General features: G+C 67.1%; 23 protein-coding genes. 7 read left to right on the top strand and 16 right to left on the bottom strand.

Going from position 1 to position 24,669, the window contains the following annotated elements:
• Position 1: 1 nt before the first annotated feature.
• Together C5F44_RS04835 and C5F44_RS04830 are read left to right on the top strand one after the other, a co-directional pair.
• Positions 2–364, top strand: a complete 363-nt coding sequence (locus C5F44_RS04835; RefSeq protein WP_107672371.1) for a LapA family protein — start codon at positions 2–4, stop codon at positions 362–364.
• The gene (locus C5F44_RS04830; protein ID WP_107672449.1) at positions 364–1,032 is read left to right on the top strand and encodes a phosphoribosylanthranilate isomerase; all 669 of its coding nucleotides are present in this window, start codon (positions 364–366) and stop codon (positions 1,030–1,032) included. The genes C5F44_RS04835 and C5F44_RS04830 overlap by 1 nt, the downstream gene beginning before the upstream one ends.
• Positions 1,033–1,189: 157 nt before the next feature.
• Here C5F44_RS04830 and aroA read toward each other — a convergent pair whose 3' ends face one another.
• Both aroA and trmB read right to left on the bottom strand, forming a co-directional pair.
• Complete coding sequence (gene aroA, locus C5F44_RS04825) at positions 1,190–2,536, bottom strand: 3-phosphoshikimate 1-carboxyvinyltransferase (RefSeq protein WP_107672370.1); 1,347 nt, start codon at positions 2,534–2,536, stop codon at positions 1,190–1,192.
• Positions 2,537–2,600: 64 nt separating this feature from the next.
• Complete coding sequence (trmB, locus tag C5F44_RS04820) at positions 2,601–3,302, bottom strand: tRNA (guanine(46)-N(7))-methyltransferase TrmB (protein WP_107672369.1); 702 nt, start codon at positions 3,300–3,302, stop codon at positions 2,601–2,603.
• A 127-nt stretch (positions 3,303–3,429) separates the two neighbouring features.
• On the opposite strand from trmB, the gene C5F44_RS04815 reads away from it, so the two are divergent.
• Both C5F44_RS04815 and C5F44_RS04810 read left to right on the top strand, forming a co-directional pair.
• Positions 3,430–3,771, top strand: coding sequence for a hypothetical protein (locus tag C5F44_RS04815; RefSeq protein WP_107672368.1), 342 nt, complete (start codon positions 3,430–3,432; stop codon positions 3,769–3,771).
• Positions 3,772–4,136: 365 nt separating this feature from the next.
• On the top strand, positions 4,137–4,631 hold the full coding sequence (locus C5F44_RS04810; protein ID WP_107672367.1) for a copper chaperone PCu(A)C: 495 nt from the start codon (positions 4,137–4,139) through the stop codon (positions 4,629–4,631).
• Positions 4,632–4,651: 20 nt separating this feature from the next.
• On the opposite strand, the gene C5F44_RS04805 is transcribed toward C5F44_RS04810, so the two are convergent.
• Positions 4,652–6,271 (bottom strand): GMC family oxidoreductase, encoded by a 1,620-nt coding sequence (locus tag C5F44_RS04805; protein ID WP_107672366.1) that lies wholly within the window; start codon positions 6,269–6,271, stop codon positions 4,652–4,654.
• A 164-nt stretch (positions 6,272–6,435) separates the two neighbouring features.
• Between C5F44_RS04805 and C5F44_RS04800 the strand changes: the two genes are divergently transcribed.
• On the top strand, positions 6,436–7,494 hold the full coding sequence (locus C5F44_RS04800; RefSeq protein WP_235822512.1) for a sulfotransferase: 1,059 nt from the start codon (positions 6,436–6,438) through the stop codon (positions 7,492–7,494).
• Positions 7,495–7,500: 6 nt separating this feature from the next.
• On the opposite strand, the gene C5F44_RS04795 is transcribed toward C5F44_RS04800, so the two are convergent.
• From C5F44_RS04795 to bcoG, 5 genes are all read right to left on the bottom strand, one after another.
• On the bottom strand, positions 7,501–8,304 hold the full coding sequence (locus tag C5F44_RS04795; RefSeq protein ID WP_235822511.1) for a carnitinyl-CoA dehydratase: 804 nt from the start codon (positions 8,302–8,304) through the stop codon (positions 7,501–7,503).
• 2 nt (positions 8,305–8,306) lie between these two features.
• On the bottom strand, positions 8,307–10,298 hold the full coding sequence (locus tag C5F44_RS04790; RefSeq protein ID WP_107672364.1) for an acetate--CoA ligase family protein: 1,992 nt from the start codon (positions 10,296–10,298) through the stop codon (positions 8,307–8,309).
• A gap of 266 nt (positions 10,299–10,564) precedes the next feature.
• On the bottom strand, positions 10,565–11,728 hold the full coding sequence (locus tag C5F44_RS04785; RefSeq protein WP_107672363.1) for an acyl-CoA dehydrogenase family protein: 1,164 nt from the start codon (positions 11,726–11,728) through the stop codon (positions 10,565–10,567).
• A gap of 5 nt (positions 11,729–11,733) precedes the next feature.
• Entirely contained in the window at positions 11,734–13,191 is a 1,458-nt protein-coding gene (locus C5F44_RS04780) for a carnitine 3-dehydrogenase (protein ID WP_107672362.1), read from the bottom strand.
• Between the two features lie 83 nt (positions 13,192–13,274).
• Positions 13,275–14,189 (bottom strand): 3-dehydrocarnitine:acetyl-CoA trimethylamine transferase BcoG, encoded by a 915-nt coding sequence (gene bcoG / locus C5F44_RS04775; RefSeq protein WP_107672361.1) that lies wholly within the window; start codon positions 14,187–14,189, stop codon positions 13,275–13,277.
• A gap of 73 nt (positions 14,190–14,262) precedes the next feature.
• On the opposite strand from bcoG, the gene C5F44_RS04770 reads away from it, so the two are divergent.
• The gene (locus C5F44_RS04770) at positions 14,263–15,234 is read left to right on the top strand and encodes a GlxA family transcriptional regulator (protein WP_107672360.1); all 972 of its coding nucleotides are present in this window, start codon (positions 14,263–14,265) and stop codon (positions 15,232–15,234) included.
• Positions 15,235–15,385: 151 nt separating this feature from the next.
• Here C5F44_RS04770 and C5F44_RS04765 read toward each other — a convergent pair whose 3' ends face one another.
• The 3 genes from C5F44_RS04765 to C5F44_RS04755 all read right to left on the bottom strand — a co-directional run bounded on the left by C5F44_RS04765 (position 15,386) and on the right by C5F44_RS04755 (position 19,151).
• Entirely contained in the window at positions 15,386–17,395 is a 2,010-nt protein-coding gene (locus C5F44_RS04765; RefSeq protein WP_412917526.1) for a M3 family metallopeptidase, read from the bottom strand.
• Between the two features lie 118 nt (positions 17,396–17,513).
• The gene (locus C5F44_RS04760; RefSeq protein ID WP_107672359.1) at positions 17,514–18,320 is read right to left on the bottom strand and encodes an amino acid ABC transporter permease; all 807 of its coding nucleotides are present in this window, start codon (positions 18,318–18,320) and stop codon (positions 17,514–17,516) included.
• 42 nt (positions 18,321–18,362) lie between these two features.
• On the bottom strand, positions 18,363–19,151 hold the full coding sequence (locus C5F44_RS04755) for a transporter substrate-binding domain-containing protein (RefSeq protein ID WP_107672358.1): 789 nt from the start codon (positions 19,149–19,151) through the stop codon (positions 18,363–18,365).
• A 168-nt stretch (positions 19,152–19,319) separates the two neighbouring features.
• On the opposite strand from C5F44_RS04755, the gene C5F44_RS04750 reads away from it, so the two are divergent.
• Positions 19,320–20,117 carry a DODA-type extradiol aromatic ring-opening family dioxygenase gene (locus tag C5F44_RS04750; RefSeq protein WP_235822509.1) on the top strand — a complete coding sequence of 266 codons (798 nt, stop codon included), beginning with the start codon at positions 19,320–19,322 and terminating at the stop codon, positions 20,115–20,117.
• A gap of 16 nt (positions 20,118–20,133) precedes the next feature.
• Here C5F44_RS04750 and C5F44_RS04745 read toward each other — a convergent pair whose 3' ends face one another.
• The 5 genes from C5F44_RS04745 to C5F44_RS04725 all read right to left on the bottom strand — a co-directional run bounded on the left by C5F44_RS04745 (position 20,134) and on the right by C5F44_RS04725 (position 24,637).
• Complete coding sequence (locus tag C5F44_RS04745) at positions 20,134–21,174, bottom strand: HesA/MoeB/ThiF family protein (RefSeq protein ID WP_107672356.1); 1,041 nt, start codon at positions 21,172–21,174, stop codon at positions 20,134–20,136.
• Entirely contained in the window at positions 21,171–21,653 is a 483-nt protein-coding gene (dut, locus tag C5F44_RS04740; RefSeq protein WP_107672355.1) for a dUTP diphosphatase, read from the bottom strand. The genes C5F44_RS04745 and dut overlap by 4 nt, the downstream gene beginning before the upstream one ends.
• 61 nt (positions 21,654–21,714) lie before the next feature.
• Positions 21,715–22,908, bottom strand: coding sequence for a bifunctional phosphopantothenoylcysteine decarboxylase/phosphopantothenate--cysteine ligase CoaBC (gene coaBC / locus C5F44_RS04735; RefSeq protein WP_107672354.1), 1,194 nt, complete (start codon positions 22,906–22,908; stop codon positions 21,715–21,717).
• A 50-nt stretch (positions 22,909–22,958) separates the two neighbouring features.
• Entirely contained in the window at positions 22,959–23,762 is an 804-nt protein-coding gene (locus C5F44_RS04730) for a ChaN family lipoprotein (protein ID WP_235822508.1), read from the bottom strand.
• Positions 23,759–24,637, bottom strand: a complete 879-nt coding sequence (locus tag C5F44_RS04725; RefSeq protein ID WP_107672353.1) for an RNA polymerase factor sigma-32 — start codon at positions 24,635–24,637, stop codon at positions 23,759–23,761. The genes C5F44_RS04730 and C5F44_RS04725 overlap by 4 nt, the downstream gene beginning before the upstream one ends.
• Positions 24,638–24,669 lie beyond the last annotated feature (32 nt).

Here is a 24,669-nt window from a genome sequence, read left to right as displayed (position 1 = left end):
GATGCTGCGATTGCTCAGACTGCTCTTCATCCTTTCGACTGGCGCGGTGCTGCTGGTGCTGGCGCTTGCCAACCGCACCGAGGTGCCGGTGCGCCTGCTGCCGGAAGAACCGGCCAAGCTGCTGCACCTGGATTATGTCTTCCAGTTGCCGCTGTTCCTGGTGATCCTGGCCGCGGTGGCGCTTGGCGTGCTGATCGGCTTTGTCTGGGAATGGTTGCGCGAAGCCCGCATCCGCGCCGAGGCCAAGGGCAAGACCAAGCAGGTGGCCCGGCTGGAGCGGGAACTGGCGGTGCTGAAGGATTCGACCAGCACCCCGCCGCAAGACGAGGTTCTGGCCCTGCTCGACAGCGGCGGCCGGCGGTGATTGCGCCGGTTCGCGTCAAGATCTGCGGACTGAGGACGCCGGCCGATGTGGCGGCTGTCGTGGACAGCGGTGCGGCCTATGCGGGCTTCGTGTTCTTTGCCAAATCCCCCCGCAACGTCAGCCTGGAAGAGGCCCGTATCGCCGCCCTGTCCGCGCCCGAGGGGCTGTGCAAGGTGGCGCTGACGGTAAACGCCGACGACGCCACGCTGGAGGCCATTCTGGCGGCCGTGCCGCTGGACATGTTGCAACTGCACGGATCGGAAAGCCCTGAACGTGTGGCCGAAGTGCGCGCGCGGTTCGGTCTGCCGGTGATGAAAGCCGTGGGCGTGGCCGACGAGGGTGACCTTGAAACGCTGTTCGAACATTCGCTGGTGGCCGACCAGATTCTGGTCGATGCCAAACCGCCGAAAGGCGCCGCCCTGCCCGGCGGCAATGGGCTGACCTTCGACTGGCGGCTGGTGGCGCAGCGGCGCTGGCTGCGGCCATGGATGTTGGCCGGTGGGCTGACATCGGGGAACGTGGCCGAAGCGATCCGCCTGACCGGCGCGCGGCAGGTGGACGTGTCGTCGGGGGTGGAAAGCGCGCCGGGGGTCAAGGACGCGACCAAGATCGCCGATTTCGTCGCCGCCGCGACCCGCATGAAGGCCGAGATCCCTATTCTTCGCTGACCTGCCCGGTTTTCGGCAGAGCAGCCGAGCAAACGCGGCTGCACGCCTGCATCTCGCCTCTGGGCCGCGCAGGCGCGACCCAACGGGCTCATCCGTTTGCCTCCGGCGGGGGTACTTGCAGACAGATGAAAGGGGCGCGATTGCGCCGGCCCTGCGGCTATCCCCGGCGGATTGCCGCGCCGAGACCGTTCATCAACCCCTCGAAGATCGGGAATGAGGTCACGATCGGGCTGCCGTCATCCACCGCGATTTCCGCCTTGGCGGCCATTCCCGCCACCAGGAAGCTCATCGCGATCCGGTGGTCCAGATGCGTCTGCGCCGTGCCTCCGCCGGGCAGCCCGCCGGGCCCCATGCCGTGAACGATCAGGGTATCCTCATCCTCTTCGATGCGCGCACCGCAGGCTTCAAGCCCGCGCGCCATGGCGTCGATCCGGTCGCTTTCCTTGACCCGCAGTTCCTTGACCCCGCGCATCACGGTGCGGCCTTCGGCAAAGGCGGCAACAACCGACAGGATCGGGTATTCGTCGATCATGCTGGGCGCGCGATCGGGCGGCACTTCGATGCCCTTCAGGCCCGGCGAGAAGCGGACGCGCAGGTCGGCCACCGACTCGCCGCCCTCTTCGCGGGGGTTTTCAAAGTCGATCCGGGCGCCCATCTCGACCAGGGTCAGATACAGGCCGTTGCGGGTCAGGTTCTGGCTCACGCCCGGAACACGGATGTCGGACCCTTCGACGATCAATGCCGCGCAGACCGGGAAGGCGGCGCTGGACGGGTCGCGCGGCACGGCCACGGTCTGCGGTCGCAGTTCCGGCCGGCCGGTCAGGGTGATGACATGCCCCTCGGCGCCCTTTTCGACCGTCAGCTCGGCCCCGAAGCCGATCAGCATCCGTTCGGAATGGTCGCGGGTGGGTTCCTTCTCGATCACCACCGTCTGCCCCGGCGCGTTCAACCCGGCCAGCAGAACCGCCGATTTCACCTGCGCGCTGGCCACCGGCAGGGCATAGCGCACCGGCATCGGATCGGCGGCGCCCACCACCGTCATCGGCAGCCGGCCCCCCTGCCGCCCGTAGGCGCGGGTGCCGAACAGCGCCAGCGGGTCGGTCACGCGGCCCATCGGGCGTTTGCGCAGGCTGGCGTCGCCGGTGAAGGTGGCGGTGATCGGGGTGGTGGCCATGGTGCCCATGATCAGCCGCACCCCGGTGCCCGAATTGCCGCAGTCGATCACATCCGCCGGTTCGCGGAACCCGCCGACGCCAACGCCCTGCACGCTCCAGGCGCCAAGGCCGTGGCGGGTGACGGTCGCGCCGAAGGCCTGCATCGCCTTGGCAGTATCCAGCACATCCTGCCCTTCCAGCAGCCCGGTGATCCGGGTTTCGCCAACCGCCATGGCACCGAAGATCAGCGCACGGTGGGAAATCGACTTGTCGCCCGGCACCTCGGCCACGCCCGAAAGCGGCGCCGAACGGCCGGAGATCATCGGTTGCGCCTCGCCATGGCCGGACATGCTGCTCTCCCTCGCCCAATCGCGCCTGCCTGATAGCGCAAGCGGGCCCGGCAAGGAAGGGTGGTCAGAGGCGGCTGAAGGTCAGGTAATGCGGGCTGCGGCCTTCGCGCAGCGCCTTTTGTTCGTAGCGGGTCGAAGGCCAGTCTTCCCAGGCCGCCCCCTGCCCGGCCTGCCGCTCCAGCGCAAAGCCCGCGGGCGGGATTTCCTCCAGCGCCTGACGGACGTAATCGGGAATATCGGTCGCCACACGGAATTCGGCCCCGGATGCCGTGACGCGGGCCAGCGGCAGCAGATAGCCCGGCGTCACGAAACGGCGGCGGTGGTGGCGGGCCTTGGGCCAGGGGTCGGGGTAGTTCAGGAACACCCGCGAAACGCTGGCATCGGGCAGCACATCGAACAGGTCACGCACATCGCCGGGGTGCAGCGACAGGTTCGTCACCGCAGCAGCGCGGATCTTGCCCAACAGCATGGCGATGCCGTTCACGAAAGGCTCGGCCCCGATCAGATGCACCTGCGGGTTGCCGGCCGCCATATGCACCAGATGTTCGCCCCCGCCAAAGCCAACCTCAAGCCAGAGCGGCCGCCCACCCGTCAGCGACAGGTCCAGCGGAGTGCGGGCCGGGTTTTCGGCACCGGTCACGCCCTTCAGCCGCAGCGGCTCAAGATCGTTGGCCAGATAGTCCTTGTGGCTGGCCCGCAGCGTCTTGCCATGGGTGCGGCCATAGAAGTTGCGCCGTTCGGGCGGGGGGAGGGCAGAGTCTGACATGACGGCGGCCTCTAGCCCCGGGCTTGACAAGGGTCAAGCCTTGCCCCCCGTCGCCGTGGCAGAACTGCGTTGATTGGCACCGGCTTTTCCGGCAAGACTGACAAAGATGCGCGACAGACCCTTCCTTATGCGCCGGCTGCTTGTGATTGTGGCCCTGACCGTTTCCCTGGTGGCAACGGCCTTTGCCCATCGTATGCCCACTGCCCAGGATGCCGCGCTTGAGGCCTATGTTCTGGCCGGGGGCAGCCTTGCAGACCTGTGCGGCGATGCCGACGGGGACGGGCTGCCCGACCATTCCGATTGCCCGGTCTGCCACCTGACCGCCACCGCCCCGCCCGCGGGCGGTGCCGTTGTCGTGCAGGACGCCGGGCTGATCCTGATCGCCCGCATCGAGGCCCCCCGCGAAAGCCGGGCCGTTCGGGCGGTTCTGGACCCTGCCCGCGGTCTGCGGGCGCCCCCTCTGGCCTGATCGCAACCCTTCCGTTCCGATCCGTCGATCCGGGCGTGCCGCCTTTCTGGCACGTCCAAGCCTGAGGTTCCCACATGCCTTCAAACATCACACGCTCCGCCCGGCCCCACGCGCTGCGGACCCAAGGGGGGGCGCATCCTCAAGGCACGGCTCTGGCGGAAACCGGGTTTCCCGTGGCCCTGCGGGGGGAGGCGTCCCGTTATCCCGCAAGGTCACAAGGTTTCGCCCCTCTTCCCGTGGGGCGAGGCCATGACTGGCCCTGTCCGGCCGTCTGCCGGACGGGGCCTTTTTCCCGAATTGCCCGCGCCGGGGCCCTGTCTCCAGCGCGACACGTCTCCTCCTCTGTTCCGACGAAAGGATCTATCATGAACCGCGTTCTCGGCCTGCTGGCCGCCCTGATGATTGCCGCGCCCGTCCACGCCCATGGCGTGACCCAGGGTGAAATCGAGATCATCCACCCCAACATTCCGCAACCGGCGGCAACCGCGCAGGCGGCGGGCGGTTACATGGGCATGTCGAACAATGGTCCCCACGCCGACCGGCTGATCGGGGTGGAAACCCCTGCGGCGAAAAGCGCGATGCTGCACGAATCCTCAGTCGGGGCCGATGGCGTGGCCAAGATGAGCCATGTCGAAGGGATCGACCTGCCCGCCGGTGAGACGGTCGTTCTGGAACCGGGCGGCTATCACATCATGCTGATGGGGCTGACAAAGCCGCTGACCGAGGGCGAGATGGTGCCGGCGACGCTGATCTTCGAACATGCCGGCCGGATCGAGATGGAATTCATGGTCGATCCGCCCGGCGGCATGGATCACTCGACGATGGACCATTCCGCCATGGGCCATTCGGTCGGCGACTGACGGCCCGGGGTGGGGCGTCTTCAGCGCGCGTCGGCCAGGATGATCTCGGCCGCCTTCCAGCCAACCATGATCGCGGGCGCATTCGTGTTGCCCGCGATCAGATTGGGAAAACTTGAGGCATCAGCCACCCGCAGCCCCGCCACCCCATGCACCCGCAATCTGGCGTCAATCACCGAAGTCCGCGCCTCCGGCCCCATGCGGCAGGTGCAGGACGGGTGATAGACGGTGCCCGACCGCTGGCGGAAATCCTCGATCAGGTCGGCATCGCTTTGCACCTGCGGGCCGGGGCGCAGTTCTTCGTCAACCCAGCGGGCGAAACTGGGTTGCGCCACGATCTTGCGCAGGAACTTCACCGCCAGAAGCATTTCCTCCACGTCTTCCGGGGTGGAATAGGCATTGGCCACGATGCGCGGCGCGGCCAGCGGGTCGGGGCTGGCAATCCGCACATGGCCGCGGCTGGTGGGCCGGCAGTTCGACAACCCCAGGCTGAGGCCGGGGAACGGGTCCGGCGTCAGAAGCGGCCGTTCGCCCGCCTTGGGGATCAGGGTGGAAAAGGCCTGCATGTAAAGCTGCATGTTCGGCCGGTCGAGTTCGGGACGGGTGCGGAAGAACCCGCCGCCGTGGTTGATCGACTTGGCCAGCGGCCCCCCACCCAAGGCCAGATACCACAGCCCCATCAGCGCCTTGCCCCAGGCCGGGCGAAGGATGTTGTTGTAGGTGGGCACCTTCATCCGCCAAGTGTAGTTAAGACCGTGGTGATCGTTCATATGCGCGCCGACATTGGCGTTGTCGCGCAGCACAGTCAGCCCCATCTGCTGCAACAGCGCGCCCGGCCCGATGCCCGACAGTTGCAGAAGCTGTGGCGAGTTGATGGCCCCTCCCGACAGGATGACCTCGGCACGGGCGCGCAAGGTCTGGCGGCGGCCGTCCTTCAGGTATTCAACGCCGGTCGCGCGGCCATCCTCGATAACGACTCGCGTCACCTGCGCGCCGGTCAGAACGGTCAGGTTGCGGCGACGCATGGCCGGGCGCAGGAACGCCCGCGCGGTGGAATTGCGGCGGCGGCCCTTGATCGTCATCTGGTAGGTTCCGGCGCCCTCCTGTGTCTCGCCGTTGAAATCGGCGTTGTAGGGCAGCCCGGCCTCGCCACAGGCGGCGATGTAATCCTCCACCAGCCAGTGCAGCCCGCGCCGGTTCTGCGAGATGAACAACGGCCCGCCCTTGCCACGGAAGGCATCGGCACCGGCCTCGTTGTCCTCGATGGCCTTGTAGGCGGCCAGCACCTCGTCCCAACCCCATCCGGGGTTGCCGGCGGCCTTCCAGTCTTCGTAATCCTGCCGGTGGCCACGGATCCAGACCATGGCGTTGATTGACGAAGATCCGCCCAGAACCTTGCCGCGCGGAATATGGTCAACCTGTCCGGCCAGACCGGGGTCAGGCTCGGCTTTGTAAAGCCAGTTTACGGCGGGGTTGTAGAACAGCTTGCCATAACCCAATGGCATCTGGACAAAAAAGCGCTGGTCACTGCCACCGGCTTCCAGAACGGTAACGCGGTGTTTGCCGGATTTCGTCAAGCGTTCGGCCAGCACGCAGCCCGCGCTGCCCGCGCCAACGATGATATAGTCGGTCTCGCCGTCCACCTTGCGCCCCTGTTTCGCCCGGTTCTCCGGGCCGGAATTCCCCGCAGCAACCTAGACGGCAGGCCGCCGTCAGCCTGCAAGATTTGCGACAACCCCTGTCGCCTTCCGCACCTGCGGAGAACCGGCCCTTGACAGGATCGGCGCGTGACAGCCCTACCCGCCCGATGCAAGCTATCGACTTGGGTTGCTGTGAGGTTGCGATGCAGGCGGCGTTCATTCTGGGGTCGGCACGTTGCGGATCGACGCTGGTGTCGGACATCATCAACCTGCATCCCGACCTTCTCAGCCTGTCCGAAGTTTTCAGCGCCGCCGGGGCCCGGGCCTTTCCGCACGGACCGCTGACCGGGGCGCAGTTCTGGCGCGATCAATCCCGTCCAGACAGGATCGTCTCGGCCGTGGCCAACCCCCGGCGCGCGCCAAATGAGTTTCTGTATGGCAGGGTCGCCAACCCGCGAGATGACCCCTGGCATTGCCCGCCCATCCTGTCGATTGCCCTGCCGCATCTGTCCGACAGGCCGGACGATCTGTTCGACTGGCTGACCGAACGCGCCACAGCACAGCCGCCCCAGCCGGTTCAGGATCACTATCGCGCCGTCTTCACCACACTGGCGCGGGAGCGCGGCCGCAAGGTCTGGGTGGAACGCTCGGGCGGGTCGCTCGCTGCGGCCCGGACGCTGTACCAGTTGTTCCCTGAAGGCCGCTTCGTCCTGCTGACGCGCAACGGACCCGATACCGCCTTGTCGATGAAGGATTATCCAGCCAGCCGGCTGGCCATCAGGATGGCCGATGCCTTCCGCCCCTTCGGGATCGACCTGCTGGACCCCGACAGCCACTATGGCCGTGGCCGGGTCTGGCCCCAGTTGCAAAAGCTGGGCTGGATGTTGCCGGTGTCGTATCTTCTGGACACGCCGCCCGATCTGGCGCGCGTCGGGGCCTTCTGGTCAACAATGGTGGTGCGCGGTATCGCGGCATATGCCGCGATACCGCCGGAACGCCGGATGCACCTCGCCTACGAAGACCTTGTTGCCAGGCCCGAGCAGGAAATCCACCGCCTTGGAACTTTTCTCTGCGGCAATGCCCCGGAAAGCTGGGTCAGCGCCGCCGCCCGCCTGCCGCAGGCCCGCCCGTCGCGGGCGGATGCCCTGCCCCGGGCCGAGCGTGAGCGGCTTGAAGCCGCCTGCGCCCCCGGCGCGGCAGCGCTGCGCAGCCTGACCGGCGGCTGACGCCGATCAGCGCCCCTTCCAGACCGGATCGCGCTTTTCGGCAAAGGCGCGGGCGCCTTCCAACTGGTCCTCGCTGGAATACAGCCGGTCCACCGTGGGCATCTGCCGCTTGGTGATGCGGTTCAGCGCATCCTGGAAGCGCATGTTCTCCGCCTCGCGCACCACTTCCTTGATGGCGGCGTAAACCAGCGGCGGGCCGCTTTCCAGAAGACGCGCCAGATCCCACGTCTTGGCCAGCAGATCTTCCGGCGCGCAAACCTCCTTGATCAGGCCCCAGCGGAAAGCCTCTTCGGCATCGAACCAGCGCCCCGTCAGCAGCAGGTCCATGGCGACATGATAGGGTATCCGCTTCGGCAGCTTGATGCTGGCGGCATCCGCCACCGTGCCGGACCGGATTTCCGGCAGCGCGAAGGTGGCCGTGGTGGAGCACAGGATCAGGTCGGCCGACAGTGCCAGCTCCAGCCCGCCGCCGCAGCAGATGCCCTGCACCGCCGCGATCACCGGCTTGTTCAGGTTCGGCAGTTCCTGCAGCCCCCCGAACCCGCCAACGCCATAATCGCCATCCACCGCATCGCCCTCGGCGGCGGCCTTCAGATCCCAGCCGGGGCAGAAGAACTTTTCGCCGGCCGCCCGCACGATGCAGACCCGCAAGCTGTCATCATCGCGGAAATCGCGGAACACCAGCCCCATGACGCGGCTGGTCTTCAGGCTGATGGCATTGGCCTTGGGGCTGTCCAGCGTCACCTCAAGGATCGCGCCTTCGCGGCGGGTCTTGATCGGGCCTTCGGTCCGCATTTGCATCTCGGGCATGGTCACACCTTTCTGATCAGGGCATCCACCGCCACCGCACCGCTTTCGCGCACAAGGACGGGGTTGATTTCGATTTCCTCAAGGCTGTCATCCGCCAGCATCCTGCTGCCAAGCCGCACCGCGATGGAAGCGACCGCCGCCATGTCGGCCTTGGGCCGGCCACGGTAGCCGTCCAGCAGCGGCCAAAGCCGCAGGCGGCGCAGCGCGGCCAGAATCTCGGCCTCGGTCGCGGGCAGGATCAGCGTGACCGTATCGGCCAGCACCTCGGCCGTCACGCCGCCCATGCCCAGCGTCAGCGTCACGCCGTAAACCGGATCGCGCCGCAGCCCCAGCAGAATTTCCGCCACCGTGCCGGTGACCATTTCCTCAACCAGATAGCCGCTGGCGCCGGGCATCTCGGCCTGCCCCTCAAGCGAGGTCAGCCCCAGACGCACCGCCCCGGCCTCGGTCTTGTGGGCAAAGCCAAGCCCCTTCAGCGCAAAAGGCGCCGTCAGGCCCTTGGCCGCAGCGACCACCTCGGCCAGCGTCGCCCCGGTCACCGCGCGCGGCACCGGCACCCCGGCAGTAGCCAGCAGCGCCTTGCCCTCGGCCTCGGACAGCATCCGCGTCTCGCGCGGCGGCAGCGCCGCGGCCGGGCGCCAGCCCGCCACCCCGGCCGGCACCTGTGCCGCCCGCACCGCCGCCAGCGCGGTTTCCAGCCCAAGAAGGGTGCAAACCCCCTGCTCCATCATCGCCTTGACCCGCGCCTCGCCAAAGTTCTCGGCCATCGAGGCCACGGGCAGGGCGATCTTGCCGGTCGCCTTCTGCGCCGCAACGATGGCATCCAGCGCCGGCTGGTAACCGGACGGATCACATCGGTCGGCGCGCGGCGTGTCGATGATGTAGATCCCGGCGTCATAGGCTTCCAGCATGGCGGTGAAGACCTCGGTGGTCTTCGGCCCGTCACCCCAGATGAAGGTGTGGTAATCCAAGGGGTTGGCGATGGCGACGATCGGCCCCAGCGTCTCGAACAGCCGCGCGCGGGTCGCCTCGGGCACCGGTGGGAAGTCGATGCCGAAGGGCGCCGCCAGATCGGCCACCAGCCCGGCCTCACCGCCCGAACACGACAGCGAACACAGCCGCGTGCCGATCTGCGGCCCGTGGACATGAAAGATCTTCAGCGTCTCGATCAACTCGCTGGGCGAATTCACCTCGGCCACGCCGATCTGGCGCAGGAAGGCGCTGGAGGCCGCGCCCCCACCGGCCAGCGAGGCGGTGTGGCTGGCGGCGGCGGTGCGCGAAAGTTCGGTCTTGCCCGACTTGATGGCGACCACGCCCTTGCCCATGGCCCGCGCCTTCTCGGCCAGCGCGGCAAAGGCGGGGGCGTCGTCAATCCCCTCGATGTAAAGCCCCACGGCGGTGACGCGCGGATCGTCCAGCAGCGCGCCGGTCAGTTCGGCCAGGCCCACCACGGCGGCATTGCCCAGACAGGCGACATAGGCCACCGGCAGCCCCCGCGCCTGCATTCCCAGATTGATGACGATGTTCGACGACTGGCTGACCAGCGCCACGCCCTTGTCCAGCCGGATGCCGCCATGCTGGTCCGGCCACAGAAGCGCGCCGTCCAGGTAGTTGATCACGCCATAGCAGTTGGGGCCAAGGATCGGCATGTCGCCGGCGGCGGCCACCAGCTTTTCCTGCAGCCCCGCCTCGCCGGCCTCTTCCCAACCGCTGGCGAAGCAGATCGCGCCGCCCGCCCCCATGGCGGCCAGTTCGGCAACCAGATCCAGCGTGGCAAAGCGGTTCACGCCGATGAAGGTGGCGTCGGGCGGCTCTGGCAGGTCAGCCAGGCTGGCGTAGGCCTTGAGACCGCCGATCTCGGCCTTGGTCGGATGCACCGGCCAGACCGGGCCGGCAAAGCCCATCTTGCGGCATTGCTCAATGACGTTCAGCGCCCAGCCGGCCCCCAGAACGGCGATGTGGCGCGGGCGGAGCAGGCGGTCGAGGCGCGTCATCTGCGGCCTCCGGCCCGGTGGTCAGTCCCGGGGCGCTGCCCCGGACCCCGGGATATTTTCAGACAGAAAATGAAAACACCCCGCCCCGGAATCCGAAGCGAGGTGCCATTTCCTGTCACGGTCATCGGCGTCCCCGCCTGTACCGTGCCCTCACTTTGCCGAGCCCTGGTAAACAAACGATTAATCATCGCGATCTTTCCACCCATTTTCTGTCTGAAAATATCCCACGGGGGCCCGGGGGTGTGAAACCCCCGGCTTGCGACGCCTCACGCCCCGAGCGGCCGTAGCAATTCGCGGCTGATGATATGCCGCTGGATTTCCGAGGTGCCTTCCCAGATCCGCTCGACCCGCGCATCGCGCCAGATACGTTCCAGCGGCAACTCGTCCATCAGGCCCATGCCGCCGTGGATCTGAATCGCCTCGTCGGCGATCATCGCCAGCACTTCGGTGGCCTTCAGCTTGGCCATGGACATGTCGGCCTCGGTCACGGTGCCCTGATCGTATTTCCACGCCGCCTCGCGCGTCAGCAGTTCGGCGGCTTTCAGTTCCATCGCCATGTCGGCCAGCTTGAAAGAAATCCCCTGGAACTTGCCGATCTGCTGGCCGAACTGGCGGCGCTCGGCGGCGTAGCTCAGGGCGTGGCCCAAGGCGCGTTCGGCCCGGCCAAGGCAGGTGCTGGCGACCTGCAGGCGCGTCGCCCCCAGCCAGGAATTCGCCACCTCAAAGCCCTTGTGAACTTCGCCCAGGATCTGGCGCTTGTTCACCCGGCATTCGTCGAATTCCAGCACGGCATTGGTATAGCCGCGGTGGCTGACGTTACGATAGCCGTCGCGCACGGTGAAGCCCGGGGTGCCCTTGTCCACGAAGAAGGCGGTGATCTTCTTCTTCGGGCCGCGCGGCGTGTCTTCCTCGCCGGTCGCCACGAAGACAATGGCAAAGCCGGCCAGATCGGCATGGCTGATGAAATGCTTGGTGCCGTTCAGGATCCAGTCGTCGCCATCGGGCCGGGCGCTGGCCTTCATGCCACGCAGGTCCGATCCGGCGCCAGGTTCGGTCATCGCCAGGCAATCCCAGGTCTCGCCCCGGATGCAGGGCATCAGATAGCGTTCGCGCTGTTCTTCGTTCCCCGCCAGCAGGATGTTCGATGGTCGCGCGACGCAGGTCCAGTGCAGGGCATAATTCGCCCGCCCCAGTTCCTTTTCGTACAAGAGCCATGACAGCGTATCGAGACCCGCGCCCCCCACCTCGACCGGCATGTTGGCCGCGTAAAGCCCCGCCGCCATGGCCTTCTGCTGCAGCTCGCGGATCAGCTCCAGCGGCAGGTGGCCGCTGCGTTCGACCGCCAGTTCATGCGGATAAAGCTCGGTCTCGACGAAAGCACGCGTCGTCTCGACGATCATCGTCTGTTCTTCGGTCAGGCCGAAATCCATGGCGGTCACCCTTTCTTCTGGCCAACCGCGCGGCCTGTGCCTTCGGGCACGGGCAGCCCGGCATGGGCGGTGGCGATGGGGTTCAGCAGCACCAGAACCTCGGGCGCGGCGGGGCAGGCCTTGCCAGCCTTCATGTCGACATGCAGCATCATCTGCTCGACCGTCGCGACGGGCCGGTCGCCCACGGCAAGGGTAATGAAGGTATGGATACGCTTTTCATCCGCCTTCACCACCTGCAACGTGCCGGTGATGCGCTCGCCCAGCTTGGCCTCGTCCAGATGGCGGATGTGGGTTTCGGCCGTGTAATAGCTGTGGCCGCCGGCCACATAATCCATGTCGGCCCCGATCAGCCGCAGGAAGGCATCGCAGACCTCTGAGGCGCAGAACAGGTAGCGGCTTTCGGTCATGTGGCCGTTGTAGTCGATCCAGCCGGGCAGAACCTGCATCTCGGCCATCTTCAGCGGCGTGCCGTCCAGCGTGCCGGCATGGAAGGCCGCGCGGCGGCGTTCGTCATGTTCGCGCAGCACCTTGCCCGCACCCCAGTTGCGTTCCTTGAGCGACCGCAGAAAGCCCACCAGGTTCTGGTCGCGGATGCGTTCCAGCTCGCGGATGCCATACATGCCGGATTGCGCGTCGGACTGGCTGGCCACCAGATCCACCAGTTCGTCGTTGAACTCGGGCACGTCCATCAGCTTGGTCCAGGGCCATTTCAGCGCCGGGCCGAACTGGGCCATGAAGTGCCGCATGCCCGCTTCGCCCCCGGCGATGCGGTAGGTCTCGAACAGGCCCATCTGGCCCCAACGCAGGCCAAAGCCCATGCGGATGGCGTCGTCGATCTCTTCAGTCGTGGCGATGCCGTCCTTCAGCATCCAAAGCGCCTCGCGCCAGACGGCCTCAAGGAAGCGGTTGCCGATGAAGGCGTCGATCTCGTGGCGAATGACAAGCGGGAACATCCCGATGTCCTTCATGATCTGCACGGTCTTTTCCACCGTCGCAGGCGTGTTCTTCGGGCTGCCCGAGACTTCGGAAAGCGGCAGCAGGTAGACCGGGTTGAACGGATGCGCGACGATGATGTTTTCCGGCGCCGGGCTGCCCTTTTGCAGGTCGCTTGCCTTGAAGCCGCTGGTCGAAGACCCGATCAGTACGCCCGGATTGGCCTGCTGCAACTGGGCATAGACCTTGTGCTTCAATTCGATCCGTTCGGACACGCTTTCCTGCACATATTCCGCCCCATCGACGGCCTCGCCGATGGTGCCGTGAAAGGTCAGCTTGCCTTCGGCCGGCATCGGCACGTCCGAAAGGGCGGGCAGCGCCAGCCGGGCATTGGCCAGCACGGCCGCGATCTTGCGTTCGGCCTCGGGGTCGGGGTCGAAGACCCCCACATCCCAGCCGTTCAGCAGGAAGCGCGCCGCCCAACCGCCCCCGATCACGCCGCCGCCGATGATTGCTGCCTTGCGCGCCATTGCCCGCCTCTCCCATCCCCTGCGGCCTCCACATTGGGAAGGCCATTTCATCTATCTCGCAGTACTCCCGCCGGAGCGGACGACTACCTCGCCACCGGCGCCCGTTTCTCCAGCTTCAGCCGCGCCCGCACCTCGGCCGGGGTGATGACCCTGGCGCCAAGGTTCTCGATGATGGTCGCGGCGCGCTCCACAAGCTGCGCGTTCGTCGCCAGAACGCCCTTGTCGAGCCAGAGGTTGTCTTCCAGCCCCACCCGCACGTTGCCGCCGCCAAGCACCGCCGCCGCGACATAGGGCATCTGGTGGCGCCCAAGGGCAAAGGCCGACCAGTGCCAATGCTTCGGCACGTTGTTCACCATGGCCATGAAGGTGTTCAGGTCATCCGGCGCGCCCCACGGCACGCCCATGCACAGTTGCACCAGCACCGGGTCCGGGATGATGCCTTCGTCGGCCAGTTGCCTGGCAAACCACAGGTGGCCGGTGTCGAAGGCTTCGATCTCGATCCGCACACCGGATTCGACCATGCGCTTGGCCATGTCGCGCAACATGCCGGGCGTGTTGACCATCACATAGTCGGCCTCGTTGAAATTCATCGTGCCGCAGTCCAGCGTGCAGATCTCGGGCCGGCAGTCCACCACATGCGCCACCCTCTCGGTCGCGCCCGCCATGTCGGACCTGGCGCCCATCCGGTTCATCGCCTCGGTGCCGTCGAACAGCAGGTCGCCCCCCATGCCCGCGGTCAGGTTCAGGACAACATCGGTGTCGCTGTCGCGGATACGCTCGGTCACTTCGCGATACAGCGCCGGATCGCGCGCCGGCTTGCCGGTTTCGGGATCGCGCACATGGCAATGCACCACCGCCGCGCCGGCCCTGGCCGCCGCGATGGCGCTTTCGGCAATCTGTTGCGGGCTGCGCGGAACGTGGGGGCTGCGGTCCTGCGTGCCGCCCGATCCGGTCACGGCACAGGTGATGAAGACTTCGCGGTTCATGGTCAGCGGCATCGGGGTTCCTCCGGGTCTGGTCTGCCACCTTATCGGGCTTGGCAGGCGATGATTTGCGAATTACGAAATCCTGATGACGGAAAACGCAATCTTCTCTCCGGCCCGCGCGCCGCTGTCGCTGGCGCTTCTGGTGCTGCCACAATCCTCGATCCTTGAAGTGGCCTCGGCGCTGGACCCGCTGCGCAACGCCAACCGGCAATTGGGAACCGAAGCCTTCCGCTGGCGGGTCGTCACCCCCGACGGGGCGCCGGCCCCGCTGACCTGCGGACTGTCGCTGCCCTCGACCGGGCCGCTGGCGGCCGCCGAAGGGGCCGAGATGCTGATTGTTGTCGCCGGCTACCGGCTGGATCAGGTTGCCACCCGCCCGCTGATCCGCGACCTGCGCCGCCTGGCGCCCCGCTTCGCGCTGGTTGGCGGCATCGACGCCGCGCCCTGGGTGCTGGCGCGGGCGGGCCTGCTGTCAGGCTATCGCGCAACCGTGCATTGGGAAGACCTGGAAGACCTTGCCGCCGCCCATCCCGACATCGACGTGGTCCCCGACCGTTTCGTGATCGACCGCAACCGGGTGACGATCGGCGGCGCCGCGCCGGCGGCGGATTTCATGTTGCAACTGATCCGCGCCCGTCATGGCGCCCCACTGGCCCGGCAGGTGGCGAACAGCTTTCTGACAATCGCGCGCCCGGGGTCAGAGCCGCAGGTTGCCGCCCGCCAGCCCGACCCCGGCCTTGACCCGCGCGTCGCCGCCGCCGCCAAGCGGATGGAGGCGCGGATCGACACGCCCGAGCCGGTGGCTGAAACCGCCGCCGCCGTGGGCCTGTCGCCGCGCCGTCTGGAAACCCTGTTCCGCGCCGCCTTTGGCACCCCGCCCGGCGCCTATGCGCTGTCGCTGCGCCTGCAGGCCGCCCGCCGGATGCTGACCGACACCCGCCATCCGCTGGCCGAGGTGGCCTTGCGCACCGGCTTCACCAGCCCCGCCACGCTGAGCCGCGCTTTCCGCCGCACCTACGGCCACCCTCCGGGTCAGTTGCGCCGGCTGTCAACCTGAGCGGCTTGCGCCGCAAGTCGCCTGTCTCGCCAGCGCCGCCTTCGCGGCTTGGTTCGGGATGCCTCCGGCGGGGATATTTTGATCCTGAAAGAGGGGCTTCTTTCAGAAAGAAAATATCCCGGGGGAGTCCGCAGGACGGGGGCAGCGCCCCCTACGCCGCGTCCAGCAGGCCCCGCCCCTTGAGCAGTGCCTCAACCCCCGGCATCTTGCCGCGGAATTTCAGATACAGCGCTTCGGCCTCTTCGCTGCCGCCCGCCGACAGGATGAACTTCTCCAGCCGGGCCGCGGTTTCCGGGTCGAAGGGATCGCCCGCCTCTTCGAAGGCCGCGAAGGCATCGGCATCCATCACTTCGGACCACATGTAGCTGTAGTATCCGCTGGAATAGCCGTCACCGCTGAACACATGCGCGAAATGCGGCGTGGCGTGGCGCATCCGGATCGCCCTCGGCATCCCCAAGGCCTCCAGCACCTCGGCCTGTTTCTGCATCGGATCGGCGGGTGGCGTGCCGGTGTGGAATTCAAGATCGACCAGCGCGCTGGCGACAAATTCCACCGTGGCAAAGCCCTGGTCATAGGTGCCCGCATCCAGCAGCCGCTTCAGCATGTCGGCCGGCATCGGGGCGCCGGTCTGCCAGTGCCTTGCATGGGCCTCCAGCACCGCCGGCACTTCCAGCCAGTGTTCGTAAAGCTGGCTGGGCAGTTCCACGAAATCGCGCGCGACCGAGGTGCCGCTGATGAAGCCATAGGTCACGTCGGACAGCATCTGATGCAGCGCATGGCCAAATTCGTGGAACAGCGTGCGCGCATCGTCATAGGACAGCAGGCAGGGATCGCCCTTGGCGAAGTTGCACACGTTCACCACGATGGGCCGCACATCGGCGCCCAGCTTGCGCTGCGACTGCATCGCCGAACACCAGGCGCCGCTGCGCTTGGACCCGCGGGCGAAGTAATCGCCCAGGAACACCGCCACATGCGCCTCCTTGCGGGTGACCTCCCACCCCCGCACATCAGGGTGGTAGAACGGCCCTTCGATTTCCCGGAATTCCAGCCCGAACAGCCGGGTCGCGCAATCGAACATCGCGCCCAGCATGGCCTCAAGCGACAGGTAGGGCTTCAGCGCCGCCTCATCCAGATCATGCTCGGCACGCCGCCGCTTTTCGCTGTAATAGCGCCAGTCCCAGGCCTCCAGCGGCCCGGTGCCGCCATCCGCCACCAGCATCGCCTCAAGCACCGCCGCATCGGCCAGCGCCTTGGCCCGTGCCGGCGCCCAGACCCGCATCAGCAGGTCACGCACCGCCGCCGGCGTCTTGGCCATTTCCGGTTCCAGCTTGTAGGCCGCGAAATCGGCATAGCCCAGAAGCTGCGCCCGCTCGTGCCGCAGCGCCAGGATTTCCACCGCAATGCCGCGGTTGTCGGTTGCGCCCCCATTGGCGCCACGGGCCACCCAGGCCTCATAGGCCCGCTGCCGCAACGCGCGCCGGGGCGAGAATTGCAGGAACGGCACGATCAGGCTGCGGTTCAGGGTGACCACCGGCCCCAGCCCCCGCTCGGCCCCCGCCGCCCGCGCCGTTTCCACCACGAAGTCCGGCAGCCCCTCCAGATCGGCTTCGGAAAGCTCCATGAACCACGACCGTTCATCCGCCAGCAGGTTCTGGCTGAACTGGGTGCCCAGCACCGCCAGCCGCGCCTTGACCGCCGTCAACCGTTCCGCCGCCGCCCCGTCCAGCGCCGCGCCGGACCGCACGAACATGCGCCGGTACAGCTCCAGCACCCGGGCCTGTTCGGCCGTCAGCGCAAGATCGGCGCGCGCCTGCCACAGCGCCTCGATCTTGCCGAACAGCGCCTTGTTGTTGGTGATTTCGCTGGAAAAGGCGCTCATCTTCGGCGCCAGGTCGCGCTGCAAGGCTTCGCGGGCCTCGTTCGAATCCGCACCGGCAAGGTTGTAGAAAACCCCTGCCACCCGGTCGAGATCCGCCTCAGCCAGTTCCAGCGCCTCGATCACCCCGGCGAAATCGGTCGCCGGTCCTTCGGCGATGGCCATGATCGCCGTCCGGGCCCGTGCCAGGGCCTCCTCAAAGGCCGGCGCGAAATCCTCGTCGCGGATGGCGGCAAAGGGCGGCAGGGCAAAGGGCGTATCCCAGAGGTCCAGCAAGACATTCATCGGCAGCACTCCTTTGCGGTCAAGCTAGGGGCGCCAAACCCGAAGGTCCACCCCTGCGTCCAGTCGGGACAAATACCCCGGGGTCCGGGGGCTGGCCCCCGGCCTTGCCGCCGCAGGCCTAACGGTCCCCCAAGCCGCGCGTCCGCATCCGGGTCTCGAACCGGCGCAGCAGCAGGCTTAGCCCGATGGTGATGGTCAGATAGATCAGCGCCGCCACGTTGTAGGTCTCGAAATAGCGGAAGTTGCCCGAGGAGGTGACCTTGGCCAGTTGCGCCACATCGGAAATGCCCAGCACCGCCACCAGCGAGCTATCCTTGACCATAGCCACGAAATCATTGCCCAAAGGCGGCAGGATCATACGGAACGCCTGCGGAAAGCTGACCAGCCGGAACCGCAGCCAGCCGCTTAGCCCCAAGGCCTGCGCGGCCTCGATCTGGCCCTTGTCCACCGCCTGCAGGCCCGCCCGGAAGATCTCGGCCAGAAAGGCCGAATAGGCCAGCATCAGCGCCAGCACCGCCCGCCACAGCAGCGGCACATCGCGGGTGCGGATGATCTCGGCGCCCGGCTCGGCCCCGGCCAGCCAGTTGACCGCCGCAATGCAGGCGGGAACCAGCACGAAGGCCACATAAAGAAGCAGCACCAGGATCGGCACGCCGCGCATGATCTCGATATAAAGCCGCGCCGCCTGGCGCAGCACGATGTGGCGCGACAGCCCCATGACCGCCAGTCCCAGGCCGATCAGGCAGGCGCCCAGATAGGCCACCACCGACACGCCGACGGTGATCCAGATGCCCTTGGACAACGCCCGCAGCGCCGCGCGATAGACCTCGTCCGAGATCATTTCGTAAAACAGGTAAATGCCGGTGATCACGACGATCACCAGCCACCAGGGGAAGTCCTTGTCGGGGGTGTTTTGTGGCGTCATCCGGTTGCCCCGGGGGTTCAGGTCACCCCGGGGCCCTGCCCGTTACTCACCCATCTTGTAATCGACGAACCACTTCTGGTTCAGCGCATCCAGCGTGCCGTCGGCCTTCAGCTCGGCAATCGCCGCGTTGAACGGCGCAACCAGTTCGCTGCCCTTGGGGAAGATGAAACCGAAATCCTCGCTTGCCAGCGGCGCACCGATGATCTTCAACGCCCCGTCCGAGGCGGCAACATAACCGTTCGCCGCCGTTGAATCGGAAAGCGTCAGATCCACGTCGCCGGTCTTCAGGGCCTCAAGGCCGGCCCCGAAGGTCTCGAACTTGATGATGCGCGGGTTTTCCTCGTTCCCGTCAAGAATCTCATAGACGGCGGCATAGAAGGGCGAGGTGCCCGGTTGCGCCGAAACCAGCAGCTTCGGGTCCGCGGCGAAGGAGGCAGCATCGGTGAACCGCGCCTCGTCGCTGCGAACGATCATCAGCATTTCCGACCGCATGTAGGGGTCGGAGAAATCCACCTTCTCCTTGCGGTCGTCCTTGATGGTGATGCCGGTCATGCCCAGGTCATACTGGCCTTCCGCAACCGCCGGAATCATCGCGTCCCAACTGGTGTTCTCATATTTGACCGTGATGTTCAGCCGCTTGGCGATTTCCGCCATCGCGTCATATTCCCAGCCGATCGGCGTGCCGTCCTTGTCCAGAAACTGCAGCGGCGGATAGGCGTTCTCGGTCACCACCACCACCTCTTTGCCGCCCAGATCTGGCAGGCCCTCGGCCAGCGCGGCAAGCGGCAGGAACGACAGCGCGGCAGCGCCAAGCACGGTGGTCAGTTTCATGGGTCAGGCTCCCGGTTGGTCCTGGCGGACTATGGTCAAGCGTTCCGGGGCTTGCAAGACTGTCTGTCCTCTGTGCGGCAGCGCACTCTTTCCCTTTGACGCTGCGGAATTGAGCGAAACCTTCCCGAGGGGCATCTTGGCAGGAACCTGACCTCCCGGAGATCGAACATGTCTTCCCGTATGCCCACCTATTTCATCAGCCATGGCGGCGGCCCCTGGCCCTGGATGCCCGACTGGCGCGCCATGTTCCGCAATCTCGAAGCCAGCTTCGTGCAGATGGTGAAGGATCTGCCCGAACGGCCCAAGGCCATCCTGATGATCTCGGGCCATTGGGAGGAGGACAGCTTCGCGGTCATGTCCTCGGCCCATCCGCCCATGGTCTATGATTATCACGGCTTCCCGCCCCACACCTTCCAGATCCAGTACAAGGCCCCCGGCGCCCCGGATCTGGCGCAGAAGGCGGCGGACCTGATCGCCGCCGCCGGCCTGCCGGTCCGGCTTGACGCGAAACAGGGCTATGACCACGGCACCTTCGTGCCCGCCTATGTCATGTATCCCGATGCCGACATGCCGCTGTTCCAGGTGTCGCTGCGCAAGGGTTATTCCCCCGCGGAACACTTCGCCCTTGGCCGTGCCCTGGCACCGCTGCGCGATGAAGGCGTGCTGATCGTCGGCTCGGGCCTGTCCTACCACAACCTCCGCCTCTTCGGCCCCGGTGCGAAAGAGCCGTCCGAGGCGTTTGACGCCTGGCTGGCCGAAACCATGGCCGCCCCGCCCGCCGAACGCACCGACCGGCTGATCCATTGGGAACAGGCCCCCTACGCCCGGATCTGCCACAAGGAGGAAGACCATTTCGTTCCTCTCTTCGCCGCTCTTGGCGCGGCCGAAGGCGAAAAGGCGACCATGGTCTATCATGACACGGGGCTGTTCGGCGGCGTCACCGCCTCAAGCTACCGGATCGGCTGACGGCCAGACCGCAACGTCAGGACTGCCCGCCGCAGACCGGGCAGTCCGCCCGCTTTCCGACGGCAATCACCCGGCTTTCGGCGTGCAGCGCATCGTGCAGCAGCAGGCGTCCGCGCAACGGCTCGCCCGCGCCAGTGATCAGCTTCACCGCCTCCATCGCCATCATCGCCCCGATGATGCCGGGCAGCGGCGCGGCCACCCCCGCCTCGGCACAGGTGGGCACCATGCCGGGCGCGGGCCGGGTCGGGAAGATACATTCATAACACGGTGCCCCCCGTGCCGGATCCCAGACGGAAAGCTGCCCCTCCCATTGGGTAAGGGCGCCCGCGATCAGCGGCTTGCCCAGACCGGCACAGACGCGGTTCACCAGATAGCGGGTGTCGAAATTGTCGGTTCCGTCCAGCACCAGATCGTAATCCGCGATCAGGCCGGCAGCGATGTCCGGCTCAAGCCGCCGGTGATAGGGCCGCACCGCGACAAACGGGTTCAGCGCCTTCATCGCAGCCTCGGCGGAAAACACCTTGGGCAGGCCGATCCGCGCATCGGTATGAATCACCTGCCGTTGCAGGTTCGACCCTTCCACCGCGTCGGCGTCGATCACCCCGATGGTGCCCACCCCCGCCGCCGCCAGATACAGCAGCGCGGGTGAGCCCAGACCGCCCGCCCCCACCACCAGAACCTTCGCCTCTTTCAGCCGCCGCTGCCCCGGCCCGCCAATTTCGCGCAGCAGGATATGGCGGGCATAGCGGTCCAGCTCCACCTCGCTGAACGGGCCTTGCGACGAGAGCGGCGCGACCGGCCGCGCCTTCACGCGCGCCCGCAATGCGCCAAGGCCCGCGCCATAGGCCAGCACCGCCGCAGCCACGCCACCAAAGATCAGCCACAGCCGGAAATCACCGCCCAGCATGGCGGCCACCTGCGGCACGCCAATCCCCGGCGCATGAACGGCCACCAGCAGCAACCACCACAGCAGCGCCAGCCCCAGCGACAGCGCGCGCGGCCAGCCAAGGCCCCGCCCCGCGCCCCAGATCACGGCAAAGCCGATCAGGCCGGTCATCGCTTGCCGGGGGTATCGAACCCGGTCGATCCGAAACCGCCCTCGCCGCGCGCCGTGCTGTCCAGCGCCTGCACCAGATGAAAGCGCGCCTGCACCACCGGCGCCACCACCGCCTGCGCGATGCGGTCGCCGTGGTGAATGGTGTAAGGCGCGGCCCCAAGGTTCACCAGCGCCACGCCCAAGGGGCCGCGATAATCGCTGTCGATGGTGCCGGGCGTGTTCGGCAGGGTAATCCCGTGCTTCGTGGCAAGGCCCGAGCGCGGGCGGATCTGCATCTCATACCCCTCGGGTATCGCCACCCGCAGGCCGGTGGGGCAGATTGCCCGCTGCATCGGCGCCAGCGTCAGGCCCGCCGCGCGGTCAGCCTCGGGGAAATTGGCACAGATGTCCGCACCCGCCGCGCCTGCTGTCTGATAGGCGGGCAAGGGAAGCGACGGATCGGCCCAGTCCTCCCGCAGGATACGCACCACCGCCGTCATCGCGCGCGCCCCGGGGTTTTCAGAGCCTCCGGTCCAATTTCTGCCCGGACATCGGCCCCACTCATGCCAGCGCCTCGGCAATCCGGGCGGCCAGCCGGCGTGCCACCGCATCCTTGGCCATGCGCGGCCAGCTTTCGGCCCCCTCGGCGCTGATCAGCGTGACCGCGTTTTCGCTGCCCCCCATGATGCCCGTTGCCGGCGACACATCATTCGCCACGATCCAGTCACAGCCCTTGCGGGCGCGTTTCGCCGTGGCATGGGCCAGCACATCCGTCGTTTCGGCGGCGAAGCCCACCACCAGACGCGGCCTTTGCGCCCCTTGCGAGACGGTCGCCAGAATGTCGGGGTTCTCGGCAAATTCCAGCGCGGGCGGCTGGCCAGTGCCGTCCTTCTTCATCTTCTGCCCCGCCGCATTGGCGACACGCCAGTCGGCCACCGCCGCCGCCATCACCGCCGCCTCGGCGGGCAGTGCGGCCTGCACAGCCGCCAGCATCTGCGCGGCCGTTTCCACCCGGACCACTGTCACGCCCTGCGGCGGGGGCACTTCAGCCGTTCCGGTGACGAACGTGACCCTGGCCCCCAGATCGCGCAGCGCCGCCGCAATCGCCGTGCCCTGCGCGCCCGAAGAGCGGTTCGCGATATAGCGCACCGGATCAATGGGTTCATGCGTCGGGCCAGAGGTCACCAGAACATGCCGCCCCGCCAGCGGCCCGCCCCCCAGTGCCGCGTCAATGGCGGCCAGAATCGCCACCGGCTCGGCCATCCGGCCCGGCCCGTATTCGCCACAGGCCATCTCGCCCTCGTCCGGCCCGACCATCAGCACCCCGTCGCCGCGCAGGGTGGCCAGGTTGCGCTGCGTTGCCGGATGCGTCCACATCCGCACGTTCATCGCGGGGGCAACCAGCACCCGCTTGTCGGTCGCCAGCAGCAGGGTCGAGGCCAAGTCATCGGCCCGGCCGGTGGCCATCTTGGCCATCAGATCCGCCGTTGCCGGGGCCACGACCAGCAGATCCGCCGCCCGGCTAAGCTGGATATGGCCCATCTCGGCCTCATCCCCCAGATCGAACAGATCCTGATGCAGCTTTTCACCCGCCAGTGCCGACAGCGACAGGGGCGTGACAAACTCGGCCCCCGCCCGCGTCAGCACCGGCGATACGGTAGCCCCGGCCTTCTTCAGCAGACGCACCAGTTCCAGCGCCTTGTAGGCGGCAATCCCGCCACCAACGATCAACAATATGCGCTTGCCTGCCAGCATCACCCGCCCCTTGTCCTGCCCCCGAACGTTAGGGCCGGGCGGCGGCAAACTCAACCGCCTGAGGATTGGCCGGTGAAGGCCAGACAGGGGTCTTCGCGCGGCGCGGGGGCGGTGACATTCACCGCGTCATAGGGCGCATCCGGCCCCGGATCGGCCTCGGCCTGCCCCAGCGACCAGACCTTCAGCCCCGGAGCCGCCTGCGCGATCATCGCCGGAATCGCCTGATCCTTGCGGGCATGGCCGCTGCCGGTGATGATGACGACCGGGCGCCGGCCCTCGGCCACCGCCACAACAGCCGCCGCCGCCATCGTCTGATCGCGCAGCCGTTGCGCCTCGACCATGCCCGGCAGCATGGCTTCGGGCAGGGCGTTGCAATGCGCCTCCTGCTGGTCGGCCTCGCGCGCCGCCTGGTCGTCGGGGGTCAGCGGCCCTAGCCCCCACAGCGCAGCCACCTCGGGGCCGACGACCGCCGCCGCACCGTTCTTCACGGCCTTTGACAAGGCGTCCTTCGGCACCGCCCCGCCCAGATGCAGGGCCGGCCCTGCGGCGGCAAAGATCGGCGCATACATGGCAAAATCCGGCCAGCCGGACCCTTTCCATTGCAGCGCAGCCTCCAACGCCACGGCATCGGTGCGATCCACGCCTTCGGCGGACGTCACCTGCGCAGGCAACAGCATTTCCCACACCACGGCCTGCGGCGCGATTACGCCCACAAGCCGGGCCTGTTCGGCATGATGTGCCGGATTGTCATGGATTTCGCCCAGAACATAGACATCCATCCCGGGCGGCGGATCAATCTGGGCAAGGGCGGGAAGCGGGGCCGCCAGCGCGGCAATCAGGGCATATTTCCTCATGCGAGGAAGTGATGCACCTCTCGGGACTGGGCTTCAAGACTGCGGCGCAGTTTCGTGAACGCCGCCGCTTCAAGCTGACGCACCCGCTCTTTCGACAACCCCAGCTCTTCGCCCAGCGATTCCAGCGTGCGGGGGTCATCGCGCAACTGGCGCTCGGCCACGATGAACCGCTCGCGCGGGTTCAGCCCGTCCATCGCGCGGTCCAGCCACTGCCGCAACTGCGCCCCGTCATGCGATGCCTCGACATGATCCTGCGCCTGCGGGCCGTCATCTTCCAGCGCGTCAATCCATTCGCGGCCGTCCTCGTCGGCCGATTGCATCGCGTTCAGCGAATAGTCCGATCCCGACAGACGTCCTTCCATCATCTCGACATCGCCCACCGGCACGCCGATCTCTTCGGCCACCATTTTACGCAGGCGCAACTGGTCCAGCGCCTCGCCGCGCGCGATGGCTTCGCGTTCCAGCTTGGCCTGCACGCGGCGCAGGTTGAAGAACAGCGATTTCTGGCTGCTGGTCGATCCTGTCCGGACCAGCGACCAGTTCCGCATCACATAGTCCTGGATGCTGGCCTTGATCCACCACACCGCATAGGTCGAGAACCGCACCCCGCGATCCGGGTCGAACTTTTCCGCTGCCTTCATCAGGCCAAGGCTTGCCTCCTGAATCAGATCGTTCATCGGGGCGCCATAGCGCCGGAACCGCCCCGCCATGCTGATTGCCAGCCGCATATAGGCCGTGATCAGCCGGTGCAGGGCCCGTTCGTCGCGCTGGTCGCGCCAGGCCCGCGCCAGGGCAAGCTCGGTTTCCGCATCCAGAAGCTCGGCCCGCATCGCTTGGCGAGACAGTCCGACTTCGCTATATCCGTCAAGCGCCATGACAACCCCCACCCGGTAGCCTGCGCGGCAGA

This window comes from Fuscovulum blasticum DSM 2131, from assembly GCF_003034965.1.
GTDB classification, from domain to species: domain Bacteria; phylum Pseudomonadota; class Alphaproteobacteria; order Rhodobacterales; family Rhodobacteraceae; genus Pseudogemmobacter; species Pseudogemmobacter blasticus.
Note: the sequence above shows the minus strand (reverse complement) of the source record. Positions and strands in the feature narration are given on the sequence as shown.